This window comes from Acidisphaera sp. S103 (genome assembly GCF_009765975.1).
GTDB lineage: Bacteria > Pseudomonadota > Alphaproteobacteria > Acetobacterales > Acetobacteraceae > Rhodopila.
Genome location: NZ_LMUJ01000064.1, coordinates 38,788 through 52,037 on the forward strand (window position 1 = coordinate 38,788; position 13,250 = coordinate 52,037).

15 protein-coding genes are annotated in these 13,250 nt (G+C 64.9%); 12 read left to right on the top strand and 3 right to left on the bottom strand.

The features are described from left to right. Window positions 1-54 precede the first annotated feature (54 nt). The 7 genes from GSQ89_RS22440 (at window position 55) to GSQ89_RS22470 (ending at window position 6,036) form a co-directional block, all read left to right on the top strand. Entirely contained in the window at window positions 55-756 is a 702-nt protein-coding gene (locus tag GSQ89_RS22440) for a cytochrome b/b6 domain-containing protein (protein ID WP_254073319.1), read from the top strand. Next, on the top strand, window positions 753-1,526 hold the full coding sequence (locus tag GSQ89_RS22445) for a molybdopterin-dependent oxidoreductase (RefSeq protein ID WP_158929412.1): 774 nt from the start codon (window positions 753-755) through the stop codon (window positions 1,524-1,526). Before GSQ89_RS22440 ends, GSQ89_RS22445 begins: the two co-directional genes overlap by 4 nt. Before the next feature lie 5 nt (window positions 1,527-1,531). Beyond that, complete coding sequence (locus GSQ89_RS22450) at window positions 1,532-1,996, top strand: PRC-barrel domain-containing protein (RefSeq protein ID WP_158929413.1); 465 nt, start codon at window positions 1,532-1,534, stop codon at window positions 1,994-1,996. Window positions 1,997-2,220: 224 nt separating this feature from the next. Further along, entirely contained in the window at window positions 2,221-2,961 is a 741-nt protein-coding gene (locus tag GSQ89_RS22455; protein ID WP_216856332.1) for a DUF2064 domain-containing protein, read from the top strand. After that, window positions 2,895-4,328, top strand: coding sequence for a glycosyltransferase 87 family protein (locus GSQ89_RS22460; protein WP_216856333.1), 1,434 nt, complete (start codon window positions 2,895-2,897; stop codon window positions 4,326-4,328). The genes GSQ89_RS22455 and GSQ89_RS22460 overlap by 67 nt, the downstream gene beginning before the upstream one ends. Further along, the gene (locus tag GSQ89_RS22465) at window positions 4,307-5,359 is read left to right on the top strand and encodes a radical SAM protein (protein ID WP_158929415.1); all 1,053 of its coding nucleotides are present in this window, start codon (window positions 4,307-4,309) and stop codon (window positions 5,357-5,359) included. Before GSQ89_RS22460 ends, GSQ89_RS22465 begins: the two co-directional genes overlap by 22 nt. After that, window positions 5,347-6,036 carry a glycosyltransferase family 2 protein gene (locus tag GSQ89_RS22470; RefSeq protein ID WP_174254911.1) on the top strand — a complete coding sequence of 230 codons (690 nt, stop codon included), beginning with the start codon at window positions 5,347-5,349 and terminating at the stop codon, window positions 6,034-6,036. The genes GSQ89_RS22465 and GSQ89_RS22470 overlap by 13 nt, the downstream gene beginning before the upstream one ends. A gap of 459 nt (window positions 6,037-6,495) precedes the next feature. Here GSQ89_RS22470 and GSQ89_RS22475 read toward each other — a convergent pair whose 3' ends face one another. Then, window positions 6,496-6,966: a VOC family protein gene (locus GSQ89_RS22475; RefSeq protein WP_158929418.1), complete on the bottom strand. Its 471-nt coding sequence runs from the start codon at window positions 6,964-6,966 to the stop codon at window positions 6,496-6,498. Between the two features lie 191 nt (window positions 6,967-7,157). On the opposite strand from GSQ89_RS22475, the gene GSQ89_RS22480 reads away from it, so the two are divergent. Further along, window positions 7,158-8,861: a GMC family oxidoreductase gene (locus GSQ89_RS22480; RefSeq protein ID WP_158929420.1), complete on the top strand. Its 1,704-nt coding sequence runs from the start codon at window positions 7,158-7,160 to the stop codon at window positions 8,859-8,861. 2 nt (window positions 8,862-8,863) lie between these two features. Here GSQ89_RS22480 and mug read toward each other — a convergent pair whose 3' ends face one another. Continuing rightward, entirely contained in the window at window positions 8,864-9,388 is a 525-nt protein-coding gene (gene mug / locus GSQ89_RS22485; protein ID WP_158929422.1) for a G/U mismatch-specific DNA glycosylase, read from the bottom strand. 82 nt (window positions 9,389-9,470) lie between these two features. Between mug and GSQ89_RS22490 the strand changes: the two genes are divergently transcribed. From GSQ89_RS22490 to GSQ89_RS38640, 4 genes are all read left to right on the top strand, one after another. Continuing rightward, window positions 9,471-9,851, top strand: a complete 381-nt coding sequence (locus GSQ89_RS22490) for a nuclear transport factor 2 family protein (RefSeq protein ID WP_158929424.1) — start codon at window positions 9,471-9,473, stop codon at window positions 9,849-9,851. Continuing rightward, window positions 9,848-10,450 carry a DNA-3-methyladenine glycosylase gene (locus GSQ89_RS22495; RefSeq protein WP_158929426.1) on the top strand — a complete coding sequence of 201 codons (603 nt, stop codon included), beginning with the start codon at window positions 9,848-9,850 and terminating at the stop codon, window positions 10,448-10,450. The genes GSQ89_RS22490 and GSQ89_RS22495 overlap by 4 nt, the downstream gene beginning before the upstream one ends. A gap of 409 nt (window positions 10,451-10,859) precedes the next feature. After that, window positions 10,860-11,279 carry a VOC family protein gene (locus GSQ89_RS22500; protein WP_158929428.1) on the top strand — a complete coding sequence of 140 codons (420 nt, stop codon included), beginning with the start codon at window positions 10,860-10,862 and terminating at the stop codon, window positions 11,277-11,279. Between the two features lie 464 nt (window positions 11,280-11,743). Then, window positions 11,744-11,884 (top strand): hypothetical protein, encoded by a 141-nt coding sequence (locus GSQ89_RS38640; protein ID WP_216856334.1) that lies wholly within the window; start codon window positions 11,744-11,746, stop codon window positions 11,882-11,884. Window positions 11,885-12,139: 255 nt separating this feature from the next. On the opposite strand, the gene GSQ89_RS22510 is transcribed toward GSQ89_RS38640, so the two are convergent. Next, window positions 12,140-13,108: an SMP-30/gluconolactonase/LRE family protein gene (locus GSQ89_RS22510; protein ID WP_158929432.1), complete on the bottom strand. Its 969-nt coding sequence runs from the start codon at window positions 13,106-13,108 to the stop codon at window positions 12,140-12,142. Window positions 13,109-13,250 lie beyond the last annotated feature (142 nt).

The following is a 13,250-nucleotide window of genomic DNA, read 5'->3' on the forward strand; positions in this document are numbered from 1 at the left end:
ATGCCGTCGTTTCCCAGGCGCTTACGCGTCACCGGTCATGTCGAGATCGAATTCATGAGCCAAGTCAAAGACGAGACCCCGGATATGCCTGCCGCGCCGCCACAAGCCGGACGCCGTCTGCATCCGTTGCCCATCAGGGTCATGCACTGGATCAACGCCATCGTCATGCTGGTCATGATCACGTCCGGCTGGGGCATCTACGACGACGACGTGATTATCCGCGGCCTCCATTTCAGCCCGTTCTGGCGGCTGGGCGACTGGGCGGCCTGGAGCCTCAACTGGCATTTCGCCGGCATGTGGTTCCTGGGCATCAACGGATTGATCTATCTGATCTACGGCTTCGCGAGTGGACGATTGCGGGAGAAGCTGCTGCCGATCCGGCCGTCCGACGTGGTGCGGACCGTCATCGATACGTTGCATTTCAAGATCGCGCACGAGGACATCACCGTCTACAACGCGGTGCAGAAGCTGCTGTACATCGTCGTCATCCTGGCCGGCATCAGCCAGGTCGTCACCGGCCTCGCCATCTGGAAGCCGGTCCAGTTCTCCGGTCTCGTCTGGCTGTTCGGCGGTTTCCAGACGGCGCGGGTGCTGCACTTCGCGGGGATGGCGGTGATCGTCGGTTTCCTGGTCGTGCATGTCGCTCTCGCGCTGCTGGTTCCGAGGACCTTGTGGGCGATGGTGACGGGCGGCCCGCATCTGGCCGTGCGCAGCCGAATTCGGAAAGGCCATGCGCAGCGGGGTCATGCGACATGAGATCGCCGTTCCGGCCGGACGCCGTTCCGGATGCCGCCGTCCTCGACGATCATAAGCCGCTGGTCCGAACGCTGGAACGGCGTGGGCTGATCCGCGGCGGGCTGTCGCTGGGTGCGCTCGTCATGCTGACGGGATGCGACGTGAAGCGTCCCGAGGCGGTTGAATCCGCGCTGCTCGCGTTGTCTCGCCTCACGGACGACGTGCAGGCGCTGCTGTTCAATCCGAACAGGCTGGCGCCGACCTATCCGGCCTCGATGATCCTGCGACCGCCCAAGTTCAACGCCTATTACGACGTGATGGATGTGAAGCCGGTGGACGGCGCGACGTGGCGTCTCGACCTGTCCGGCCTGATCGCCGACAAGCATCCGTGGACGCTGTCGCAATTGCAGGCGCTGCCGCGGAGCTCGATGGTCATCAAGCACATCTGTGTCGAGGGCTGGAGCTATATCGGCGGCTGGACCGGCGTGCCGCTGCGGGTCTTCCTGGAGCGTGTGGGCGCGGATTTGCGCGCCAAATACGTCGCCTTCAAGACGGCCGACGACTATCCGAGCAGCATCGACATGGCGACGGCGCTGCATCCGCAGACATTGCTGGCGACCCAATATGGCGGCGATCCGCTTGCCGATCCGTTCGGGTATCCGGTGCGCCTGCGCATGGCGACCAAGCTTGGCTACAAGAACCCCAAATGGATCACGGCGATCGAGGTCACCAACACCTATCCTGGTGGATATTGGGAAACGAAGGGCTTTTCGTGGTTCGCGGGCCTGTGAGACGCATGGCACCGAGCCGCATCCTGCTTGCGTGGTGCCTTCTGGCTGCGAGCGCGGACGCAGTGCATGCGCAGAGCACGACGCCGGGGGGCATGCCGCCGCCGCCGGGCATGAGCCTGCCGGCTTCCGCCGCCATGCGATTTCCGCAACCAGTCCGCGTCGGCGATCTTCTCGGACGGGAGGTTTTGCGTCCCGTCGAGAGCCAGGACGTTCTGGGGCGCGTTCGCCGCCTGGTTCGCGACGGTGATGGCCGGATCATGGTCGTGGTGGACTTCGGCGGGTTCCTGGGCCTGGGAGCCCGGCCGATCGCCGTTCCCGTGGACGCCATGGTGCTGCTTGGCCAGGACATGGAGATCGTTGCCTTTACGCCGAAGCAACTCCGGCAATTTCCCACATTCTTGCCCGCCGGCACCACCGACGTTGGGGACGACACGATTATCAGGGTCGGCCTCGCCAAACCCTCGCACTGATACCTGACCGGTCTCCGTTCGGTCTCGCCGTCATCGAACCATCATCGCTTAAATGGCGGGACGCTGTAACCTTATCGGGCGTCCCGCAGAAAGAAGAGTTCGCAGCCTGGCCTCGCGACCTGCCGCTTGCGGGTGTCGAAGCCGGGATGTGCTCTTTTTCAGCCGCGAGGGGACACGGTGTGAGAACTTCGATGAATGGCCAACCACGCAGGCCGGAAGATGTGGTGCCTGGTTCGCCAGTGAGTTGCGCGATCGGCGTCATGGCGAAGTCGCCTCGGCCCGGCCACTCGAAGACGCGTCTTTGCCCGCCGCTGCTTCCGGATCAGGCCGCTCAGTTGAGCGGGGCTTTTTTGCGGGACACCACCGAGAACATCGCCAGGGCCAGGCTGGCGGCGCCGATTGCCGGCTATGCCGCCTATGCTCCGTGGGGTTCGGAGGACGTCCTGATCCCGCATCTGGCGCCGGGAACGCCCTGCGTCCTGGCGGATGGCTCCCTGCCGGCCCCTTCGGGCGTGGATGGATTTGGCCGGTGCCTGCTGCACGCGATCCGGCACCTGTTCGCCGCGGGCCATGCCGCGGCCTGCGTCCTGAGTTCCGACACCCCTACCCTGCCAACCGACATCCTGATTACCGCGGCCACGGCTCTGCTGACCGGCGACGAGCGGCGCGTGGTGCTGGGCGCTTGCGACGACGGCGGCTACTACCTGCTGGGGATGCGGGCGCCCCATGCCCGCCTGTTCGCCGACATCGCATGGAGCAGCAGTTCCGTCGCCGCGACCACGCGCACCCGGATCGCCGAACTTGGTCTCGATCTCGTGGAATTGCCGGTTTGGTATGATATCGATGACGCCGCCGCGTTGGAGCGATTGGTGCGAGAGAACGAGGGCTATGCCGCGCGATGGACGCGCGATGCCATCGCGGCGCTGGGGCTGCACGCGTTCTCGCATTCGCCCTGCGCCGCATGAAGGGCAGGCTGTCATTCGGTCTGCTGGTTGGGTTCGGCGGGGCGCTGCTTGTGTTGACGGCGTGCGGCCTGCTGCTTGATATCCCGGCGAGTTCGGGTGTGTCCCGCATCGGGCGCATGGACGTGTTGGCCGGGCTGCTGATGGTTTCCGTCGCGGTCTATTTCGGGGCGGTCCGCCTTATCCTGTGCCGTGCCTGGCCGCGCGGCACCGTCTGGGTGGTGCTGGGCGTGGCGGTGACGCTTCGCGTGCTGCTGCTGACGGCGCCCCCCATCCTGTCCACCGACATCTACCGCTATGTCTGGGACGGCCGCGTGCAGGCCTCCGGTATCAATCCGTACCGCTACATCCCGGCGGACCCCGCGCTGGCGTCGTTGCGGGATGACGTCATCTATCCCCGCATCAACCGCGCCGGCTACGCGCGCACCATCTATCCGCCGGTCGCACAAATGGTTTTCGCGGCGGTCGGACGGATATGGGGCAGCGTCACCGGGATGCGGCTGGCCATGGTCGGTTTTGAGGCGCTGGGCATCGTCTGCCTGCTGCGGCTGCTGCCGCTGGCCGGGCTGCCCCGCGAGCGGATTCTGATTTACGCCTGGAACCCGCTCGCCTTGTGGTCATTCGCCAGTGACGGCCACGTGGATGCGGTCGCGGTCGGGTTGCTGGGGCTCGCGCTGCTGCTGCGGGTTCGGCACAAGGATGGCTGGGCTGGCGCGGCGCTGGCCGGCGCGGTCCTTGTCAAGTTGTTTCCCCTGGTCGTCGCGCCGGCCTTCCTGCGCGGCGGACGCTTCTGGCGGCCGGCGTTGGCCGGGTTGGTGCTGATCGGCGGATGCTACGCCCTTTACAGCGGCGCCGGCTGGCATGTGGTCGGCTTCCTTCCTTCGTACGGCCAGGAGGAGGGTCTGGACAGCGGAACGGGGCTTTGGCTGCTGGCCGGTCTCGGCACGCTGACGAGGCTGCCTTCGGATGCCACGCTGATCTACGGCGCCGGCGTCGTCGTGGTCTTCATTGCCCTTGTGGCCGCGATTTTGCGGCAGCCGGTGCCGGCGAACGACGCGCAGGCGCTGTGCCGCGACACGGCGCTGTTAGCCGCCGCTGCCATGGTCGCCACCAGTCCGCATTATCACTGGTATTTCGCCTGGCTCGCGCTGCCGGCCGTTGTCGCGCCGTCACGTGCGCTGCTTTGGCTCGCAACCGTGCCAATTCTGCTGTTCGACGAGCCGATTCCCGGGGACCGCTTCTTCTGGCCCTCGCTGATCTATGTCCCCGCCATCGTTCTGCTGCTGGCGGATATCCGGCCCTGGCTGATGACCAAACGCCGGCACGGCGCCGGCATGGGAGACACCGCATGTTCACGACGACTGCCCTGAAAAATCCGCGCCGATACTTCGAGGAGATCGGCGCCGACCGGTCCTCGATCGCCGAGCAGCCACCGGTTTGCCTGTATCTGGAGGTCACGAACCGCTGCAACCTGCTGTGCGAGACCTGTCCGCGCACCTTTGAGGAACTTGAGCCGCCAGCCGACATGAGCTGGGAACTGTTCACGCGGATCGTCGACCAGGTACCCGATATCGCGCGCGTGGTGATGCACGGCGTGGGTGAGCCCATGCTGGTGAAGACCCTGCCGGACATGATCCGTTATCTGAAAGCGCGCGGCACCTACGTCCTGTTCAACACCAACGGGACGTTGATGCAGCCGAAACGGTTCCAGGAGCTGATCGACACCGGGCTTGACGAGCTGCGCGTCTCGCTGGACGCCGCCGACCGTGAATCCTATGCGAAAATTCGCGGCAAGGACTTCTTCAACCGCATCGTGCGCGATGTCGGCAAATTCATTGCCTATCAGCAGCAAGTGGGCTCGACCACGCCGCGCGTGTCGCTCTGGCTGACCGGCCTGAAGGAAACCGTCGATCAACTGCCGGAATTCGTGCGGCTGGCGGCTCGGATGGGCGTCACCGAGGTGCATCTGCAACGTCTGGTGTTCGACGAGAGCGGCTACGGCAAGGCGATGGCGGGGAATTCGCTGTTCGAGAGCATGCGGGATGAGGAACGGCAGGCGATCGAGGCAGCGCAGGCACTCGCTGCCCCGCTGGGGGTGACGCTTGATGCCTCGGGGGCGACTGAGCCGGGACTCAGCCTGAAACGGCAGGACGATCGGGCCTGGGCGGCTTGCCGGCGGCCATGGTCGCTGATGTATTTCACCGCCCACGGGCGGGCGCTGCCTTGCTGTATCGCGCCGTTCTCCGTCCGGGGCTACAGCAACTACACGCTGGGCGACGCCACGCAGCAGGACCTGCTCGATATCTGGAACAGCCCGGCGTATCGGGCGTTCCGCACCAGTCTGCTGTCCGACGCGCCGCCGGCGCCGTGCCAGAATTGCGGGATGCGATGGAGCCTTTGAGCCTGGTTATTCCGACCTTCAACGAGGCGGAAACGATTGGTGCCGTGATCCGCGAGATCCCGGCGGCCTATCGCTTCGACATCATCGTCGCCGACGGCGGCAGCACCGACGGGACGCCGGAGATCGCCCGCGGGGCAGGTGCTCGGGTGATCGACGCGGGACGCGGCTATGGCCGGGCCTGCGCGCTGGGGGCGGAGGCCGCACATCCCGCCAGCACCGCGATCGCCTTCATGGATGGAGACGGTGCCGACCGGGGCGATCTGATCGCCGCGATCACGCGGCCGGTGCTGGATGGCACGCGCGATTTGGTGCTGGCGTCGCGGACCCGGGGGGCGCGCGAACCCGGCGCGATGCTGTGGCACCAGGTTCTTGCCGGCCGGGTTGCCGGCTTCGGCATGGGCGCGTTGTACGGGGTGCGGTACAGCGATATGTGCGCCTTTCGGGCGATCGGGCGGGACGCACTGAGACGCCTCGAGCTGCGCGAAATGACCTATGGCTGGAATATCGAGATGCAGATGCGGGCGGCGCGCGCCGGATTGCGGATATTGGAGGTGCCCCTGCCCTATCGCCGTCGCGGCGGCGGCCATTCGAAAGTGGCTGGTTCGTTGCGTGGCACGCTGCGGGCTGGAAGCCATATCGCCGCCACCTTCTGCCGGGTGGCGGTGTCGGCGCGTTGATGTTCGGGTGGCTTTTGGGTGGGGATCGGGGGCCTGACGGCGGTGTGGGTCTTGGGCTTCGTGCATAAACAAATGCTTCGATGTTGGCACTGTCGCCCGGTCCCGTCATGGCAGGCGTAGGCCTGCCATCCACGCCTTTCCCGAGACCTACACAGCAAGGCGTGGATGGCGGGCCTTCGCCCGCCATGACGATGAGAGGACGGCGGCGTTCGCCGGACAATTCGCTTATTCCCCGGCGAGCCCTTAGCCGGGGGTCATTACGACGGGTGTTGATGTTGATGCGTCGGCGTTGTCTTGGGGCAGCGACGTTTGGGTGTTTTGATCCAGCACTTTACTGGGGCAGATGGCCCGGACTGACGTCAGTCCGGGCCATGACGAATTAACAGACGTCGGGCCGTGACGGATCGACTGGGGCTCAACCGACGTCGGGCCATGATGAACCAGTCGGGTCATGACGAATCACGAGTCGGCCTCAATGGCGGTGGGGGTCATTCCCTTGTCGGTCAGTTCCTTGATCGCTTTCGCGTTCTTGGCAAGATACGTCAGCCCCATGCCGCGCAGCACATTGGGTGCCTTGGAGAACTGGATGTTGTCGTAGCCGACGATCTCGAAGCGATTGCCCCAGGGGTCGCGGAAGTCGAGGAACGGCCCGGCCACGACCTCGACGCCGGCTTCGTGCAGAGCTTGGCGGACGGCCTCCTTGTCATCGACCACCAGCCCGAAGTGGCGGCCATCGTCGGGCGGCTGGCGGCGCCCGCGCTGGAGCGCCAGGAACTGATCGCCGAGGTCGATGAACGCCATCTCCTCGGTTTTCCCACGCAGCCGGAATTCGAATATGCGAGCATAGAAAGCGAGCGCTTCCTCGATGTCACCGACTTCGAGCGCGACGTGATTGAAACCCACGGCACGGGCCTTTTTGGCTTCAGGCATAGGATCCTCCCGGATAGAGCGACGACCGATGGTAGATGGGGTCTCGGCCGCGCGCTTTCAGCGGTTGCCGGCGCGAATGGCCGATGCGGGCCGTGCGATGGTGCGCGGGATCGCGGACGCCCGGTGCGGGCGATTGGACACCGATCGGCCAGGGGCTACGATCGAGAACAAACGTCAATCGGGACTGGGCAATGGACTACGATACGATCATCGTCGGCGGCGGGTCCGCCGGATCGGTGCTGGCCAACCGGCTGTCGGCGCGCAGCAGCCACACCGTGCTGCTGTGCGAAGCCGGGCAGGACATGCCGGAAGACAACATCCCGCCCGAGATCGCCGACAGCTATCCCGGCGTCGCCTATTTCGACCCCCGCTTCCACTGGACCGCGTTGAAGGTCCGCACCCAGCCTGTATCGCATAACAACCCCACCGACCTGCCGCCGCTGCGCAAATACGAGCAGGCGCGGGTGCTGGGCGGTGGCTCCTCGATCAACGGCCAGATGGCCAATCGCGGCGCGCCGACCGACTATGACGAGTGGGAAGCGCGCGGTGCGACGGGTTGGGGCTGGGACGCCGTGCTGCCGTATTTCCGCAAAGTGGAGCGCGACCTGGATTTCGACGGCCCTCTGCACGGCAAGGACGGCCGCATCCCGATCCGCCGCATTCCGCGCGACCACTGGTGCCCGCATGCGCACGCCACCGCCGCGGCGTTCGAGCAGGCTGGCAGCCGGTTCCTGCCCGACCAGAACGGCGCGTGGCAGGACGGGTATTTCCCCGTCACCATCTCCAACCAGAACGAACAGCGGGCGTCCGCTGCGGTCGGCTATCTGGACCGGACCACCCGCGCACGGGCGAACCTGACGATCAGCACCGATACCACGGTGCGCGCCCTGCTGTTCGACGGGCCGGTTTGCGTCGGCGTCCGCGCCACGGTGGACGGAAGGGCGGTCGACTATCGCGGGCGGGAGGTGATCTTGTGCACCGGCGCCATCCATACGCCGGCGCATCTGCTGCGGGCCGGGATCGGCCCTGCCGGCGAACTGCGCGCGCTGGGTATCGATGTCCGAGCGAACCTGCCCGGTGTGGGGGCGAGGCTGATGGACCATCCGTCGGTTGCGCTTGCCTCCTTCATCAAGCGGCCGGCTCGGATGGACGACCGGACCCGACGGCATATCCATGTGGCGATGCGCTATTCGTCCGGGCTGCGGGGCGCGCCGGCGGGGGACATGTTCGTCGCCTGCGCCAGCAAGTCGGCCTGGCACGCGGTGGGGGAGCAGATCGCCTCACTGGTGCTGTTCGTGAACAAAACCTACTCCGAGGCCGGGCGTGTGCAGCTTGCTTCGCCCGATCCCGACGCCGAACCGGTGGTGGCGTTCAAGCTGCTGTCCGACAGCCGCGATGTGGAGCGGTTGATGGAGGGGTTCCGCCGCCTGGGTGCCCTGCACCTCAGCGACACGTTGCGTTCGGTTACCACCGATCCGTTTCCGGCCAGCTATAGCGAGCGGGTGCGCAAGATCGGTGTGGTGAACACGAAAAACCGTCTGGCGACGCAGGTGATTGCTCGGTTTTTGGACGGGCCGGCGGCGCTGCGAAGCTGGCTGATCGATCGCTATGTCGTGGAGGGTTTCCGGTTCGACGAGGTGATGCGCGATGACGAGAAGCTGGAGGCGTTCATTCGCCAGGCGGCGATCGGCGTGTGGCATGCGTCGTGCAGTTGCCGGATGGGGTCCGCCGACGATCCGATGGCGGTGACCGATCCGGCCGGGCTGGTGCGCGGCGTGCCGGGGCTGCGGGTGGTGGATGCGTCGTTGTTCCCGGTGGTGCCGTGTGCGAACACCAATGTGCCGACGTTGATGGTGGCGGAGAAGATTGCCGACGCGATCGTGGGCGGTGAGTGAGTTCAGACCGAAGGGCGGCCCTGGCCGGCCGCCAGATAAAGCTGATGGTAGGCGGTGACCAGTTGATCGAGGGTGAAGGCGCGATTTCGCCCGCTGGGATTGGGCAGAACCCAGACCGCGGCATTGCCGAAGGCGGTGGGCTGCGGTCCCCATGCGATGTCTCTTCGGCCGGATAGCGCGGCGTAGGCCGCTTTGCCGAGAAAGCCGACGAAGCGTGGTGCGTAGCGTTCGATCTTTTGTTCAAAATGCGTGGCGGCGGCGATGAATTCCTGCGCCGATAGTTGGTCCGCCCGAGCCGTCGGCCGGTCGACGACCGCTGTGAGGCCATATCCGTGGCGCAGGATCGTGCGGTCGTCCTGGGGACGGATTTCCGCCGGCGTGAAGCCGGCGAGATGAAGCACGCGCCAGAAGCGATTGTTTCTTCCGGCAAAATGATGTCCTTCGGCGGCCGCGGTCATGCCGGGATTGATCCCGCAGAAGACCACGGCGAGGCGTTCGGCGATGATATCGGGGAGCGTGTCGGCCATGGCATGCTGTATAAATCCGCGGCGCGCATAGAGAGAGCTTTTGGTGTTGTCCTGGCAAACTCAATACATGGGAGTGGCTGGCATGGACGGGAATGGGATTCGAGAGGCACTCGATCGGCACTGGGCCGCCTCGGACGCCAATGACTTCGAGGTGGAACACGACATTTACCGGGAGGATGCGGTTCTGGAGTACCCGCAATCGGGCGAACGCATCAGGGGCCGGCGCAATATCCAGGCCTCCCGCACCGCGCAGCCGAATGCGAAGCGCTTCACGGTGCGTCGCATCGTCGGTTCGGACGACCTGTGGGTCTCGGAATTCGTCATCACGTACGACGGCCGCCCATCCTATACGGTGAGCGTCATGGAGTTCCTGGATGGCAAGGTGGCCCGCGAGACGCAATACTTTGGCGACGCGTTTCCGCCTGGCCCCTCGCGCGTGCATTTGGTTGAACGCATGGAATGACGGCGGTCGCGCGGGTGTTGGACCGAGCGGAGGTTCCGGTCGATACGGTTCGTCTTGCTCGTTTTCTGATTGGCAAACTGGTTGTGCGGACGCTGGCCGACGGTGTGGCCGGCGGACGTATCGTCGAGACCGAGGCGTATGATATCGGCGACGCCGCGGGCCATGCCTATCGCGGCATGACCAAGCGCAATGGGGCGCTTTTCCTCGCGCATGGGCACGCCTATGTCTATCTGGCGTATGGCATTTCATTCATGCTGAACGTCTCCAGCGAGGCGCCCGGCGTAGGCGCGGGCGTGTTGATCAGGGCGATCGAGCCAACTTGTGGCATCGCGCTTATGCAGCGAAATCGGGGCACCGAACGGATGCGCGACCTGGCTCGGGGTCCGGGCCGGCTGTGTTCGGCCTTGGAGATCGATCGCCGGCTGGATGGGATCGATCTGTGCCAGGTCGGCCCGCTGTGGATCGGAACCGACGGTCAGGCGCCGGACGAAATCGGGCAAGGCAAACGGATCGGCATTACCCGCGCGGCCGACAGCCTGCTGCGATTCTACGTTCGGGGCAGCCGGTTCGTCAGCGGTCCGCTGGCGCTGAATCAATGAGAGTCGGACCTTACCGATCAGTGTCCGCAGATCACACGCACCGCCTTGCACGCGATCTCTCGCAATTCGATTCGGGGGACGCCGGTTCGGGCTCGGATTGCAATGGTATGTAGCGTGGCTGACGCGAGCACGGCGAGCCGCAGGGTTGCCTGAACACATCCGTCCATGATCCTGCCGGTCTCCTTCATCACCACAAATACCAAACGAGCTCGCGGCATCCGGGGCGCAATGCGTCGGCGCGGGCCAGCATGGCGCGCCGGACCGCGCGCTGAGACAGCAGCACCCGCCCCGGCTGTGGCAGCGCCACCGTATCTCCCTGATTTCCCAAGCAGACGTTTCGGATTATGGTGTCAGCCGATTTGCATAACCCGGGCGCCCGCCCTTCCCATCCCTGACCTGAGGACACGACATGACCAAATATCTGCACACCATGATCCGCGTCAGTTCGCTGGACGACACGATCGCTTTCTTCGAGGTGCTGGGCCTGCGCGAGATCCGCCGCCGCGCGGACGAAAAGGGCCGCTATACCAATGTGTTCCTCGCTGCCCCGGGCGATGAAACGGCTCCGGTGGAACTGACGTATAACTGGGATTCGGAGCCTTACACCGGCGGCCGCAATTTCGGGCATCTCGCCTATGCGGTGGACAATATCTACGACACCTGCAACGCTTTCATCGCCCGTGGCGTGACGATCAATCGCCCGCCGCGTGACGGCCGTATGGCTTTCATCCGCACGCCGGACGGCATCTCCCTGGAATTGCTGCAGGCCGGCGACGCACTGCCGCCCGCCGAACCCTGGACCGGCATGGCGAACACCGGTTCCTGGTAGAGCCGGCCTGACCGCCGCCGCGCATATCAGGCTGTAGCCGTAACGAGTCTCTCGGCCAGAAAGTCGGAATCTGGCCGAGGGATATCGTGTGACGCCCTCCATCGCACCGCGGTGGCGTGGCTGTTGTTGAACGTTTCATTCGTGACCGAGATTGGACCGTTGGTGGCGCACCGCCGATGGTCCGTTTGGAGTGTCGGGGCACATTTGCCCCGAGGCCGCGAAGCACGCCGGCCAGCTCGCCGGCGGCCAGAACGAGACCGTGACCGGCAGTGGCGATGCGATCTATGGAAGCGATGAGACGATATATATAAACAACGACACGAGCCTGACGATAGAGGGAAGCGATGACAGTATTCACGGTAGCAACGATTATATAACGGACTACGGAAGCGATCGCGGCCGCCGCCTCCCCCGCGACCGTGGCAGCGCCGTCGCCTTTCGAAAGCGTCGCGTGGAGCAGAACCGTGGTCACCTGGAGCTTCGCCACGGGCGCCGGCAGCAGTTACAATCCGCTCACCGGGTCGATTCAGGCGCAATATCAGGAAGCGATCGAGCAGGCGACCCCGCACAGACCGCTCTTGTGGCGGGAACCGGCGGTGCGCTGACTTATTCTGACACAGATACGACGCTGTATCAGGCGGCAATGCAGCAAATCGGCAACGCGCTTGGTCTCGGCCCGAGTTCCGACCTGGGATCGATCATGTTCCCCGAACTCGGGGCGAACAATCCGACACTGGATGCCACGGACATGGCGAATGTGACGGCGCCGTATGGTTCGTCATCCGGTCTGACCGCGTCCGCGCTGCTGACACAGGCCATGGCATCGTTCGGCGCGCAATTCCAGGCGATTGGCAGCCGGGTCACGGGCGCTGTGCGCCCTGCACATCCACGAACAGCGAGTAGATCGACGTGCTCGCGGCCATGAACAGCCGGTTTCGCTTTTTCCCGCCGAAGCAGAGATTGGCGCAGCCTTCGGGCAAATGGATTTTACCGATCAGGTCGCCGTTCGGGGCGTAGCAACGCACGCCGTCCTCGGCCGGATCGGACCATCCCATGCTGCACCAGACATTGCCGTTGGCGTCGACGCGCAGGCCGTCCGTCATCCCCGGAGCGAAATTTTCCGCGAACACACGGCCATTGCGCAGGCGGCCCCCATCTACATCGAAGTAACGGATATGTGATGGTCCTCCGTGCGTGATTCCCGTATCGACGACGTAAAGAACCTTCTCGTCCGGCGAGAAGGCGATCCCGTTTGGCCTGACGAAATCGTCCGCGACCACGGTCAGCCGGCCGGTCGCGGGGTCGAGCCGGTAGACATTTCCGGGAAGCTCGAACGTGTCTTTGTGGCCTTCGTATTCGCCGTCGATCCCGTAGCCGGGATCGGTGAACCAGATCGCACCGTCCGAGGCCACGGTGATGTCATTGGGAGCATTCAGTTTTTTGCCTTCCAACCCATCGGCCAGCACGGTGATGCGCCCATCGAGTTCTGTCCGGGTCACACGCCTGGAATCGTGCTCGCACGTGACAAGCCGCCCTTCCCGGTCGCGGGTATTGCCGTTTGAATGGTTCGATGGCGTTCGGAATACGCTGACATGTCCGTCATCCTCCAGCCAGCGCATGATCCGGTTGTTTGGAATGTCGCTCCACAGCAGGTAGCCGCCGTCGCGGAAGTAGACCGGCCCTTCGGCCCAGCGGAATCCGGTCGCGATGCGTTCGATCGCGGCGTTCCCCTGTTTGGGAAATCGCTTGTCCAGCGCTTCGATCCGGTGATCCGGATAGCGCGTCCCGGGCAGATGACCGAGCGGCAGGCTGGTGGGTTCGTTGGACATTGTTCCTCCTCTTGGCGGCAGACCGTATGAGATGCCACCGCGCCGGCCAAATCAATGCAGGGCCGCGATTGCCGTCGGGCGCACCGCAATGCTAGACGATCTCCTGCGGTTCGTGTTCATCCGATCCGCATAAAAAACAATA

Coding starts and splice junctions, on each gene's coding strand:
- GSQ89_RS22440 (WP_254073319.1), top strand. CDS start 55: ATGAGCCAAGTCAAAGACGAGACCCCGGATATGCCTGCCGCGCCGCCA.
- GSQ89_RS22445 (WP_158929412.1), top strand. CDS start 753: ATGAGATCGCCGTTCCGGCCGGACGCCGTTCCGGATGCCGCCGTCCTC.
- GSQ89_RS22450 (WP_158929413.1), top strand. CDS start 1,532: ATGGCACCGAGCCGCATCCTGCTTGCGTGGTGCCTTCTGGCTGCGAGC.
- GSQ89_RS22460 (WP_216856333.1), top strand. CDS start 2,895: ATGGACGCGCGATGCCATCGCGGCGCTGGGGCTGCACGCGTTCTCGCA.
- GSQ89_RS22465 (WP_158929415.1), top strand. CDS start 4,307: ATGTTCACGACGACTGCCCTGAAAAATCCGCGCCGATACTTCGAGGAG.
- GSQ89_RS22470 (WP_174254911.1), top strand. CDS start 5,347: ATGGAGCCTTTGAGCCTGGTTATTCCGACCTTCAACGAGGCGGAAACG.
- GSQ89_RS22475 (WP_158929418.1), bottom strand. CDS start 6,966: ATGCCTGAAGCCAAAAAGGCCCGTGCCGTGGGTTTCAATCACGTCGCG.
- GSQ89_RS22480 (WP_158929420.1), top strand. CDS start 7,158: ATGGACTACGATACGATCATCGTCGGCGGCGGGTCCGCCGGATCGGTG.
- mug (WP_158929422.1), bottom strand. CDS start 9,388: ATGGCCGACACGCTCCCCGATATCATCGCCGAACGCCTCGCCGTGGTC.
- GSQ89_RS22490 (WP_158929424.1), top strand. CDS start 9,471: ATGGACGGGAATGGGATTCGAGAGGCACTCGATCGGCACTGGGCCGCC.
- GSQ89_RS22495 (WP_158929426.1), top strand. CDS start 9,848: ATGACGGCGGTCGCGCGGGTGTTGGACCGAGCGGAGGTTCCGGTCGAT.
- GSQ89_RS22500 (WP_158929428.1), top strand. CDS start 10,860: ATGACCAAATATCTGCACACCATGATCCGCGTCAGTTCGCTGGACGAC.
- GSQ89_RS22510 (WP_158929432.1), bottom strand. CDS start 13,108: ATGTCCAACGAACCCACCAGCCTGCCGCTCGGTCATCTGCCCGGGACG.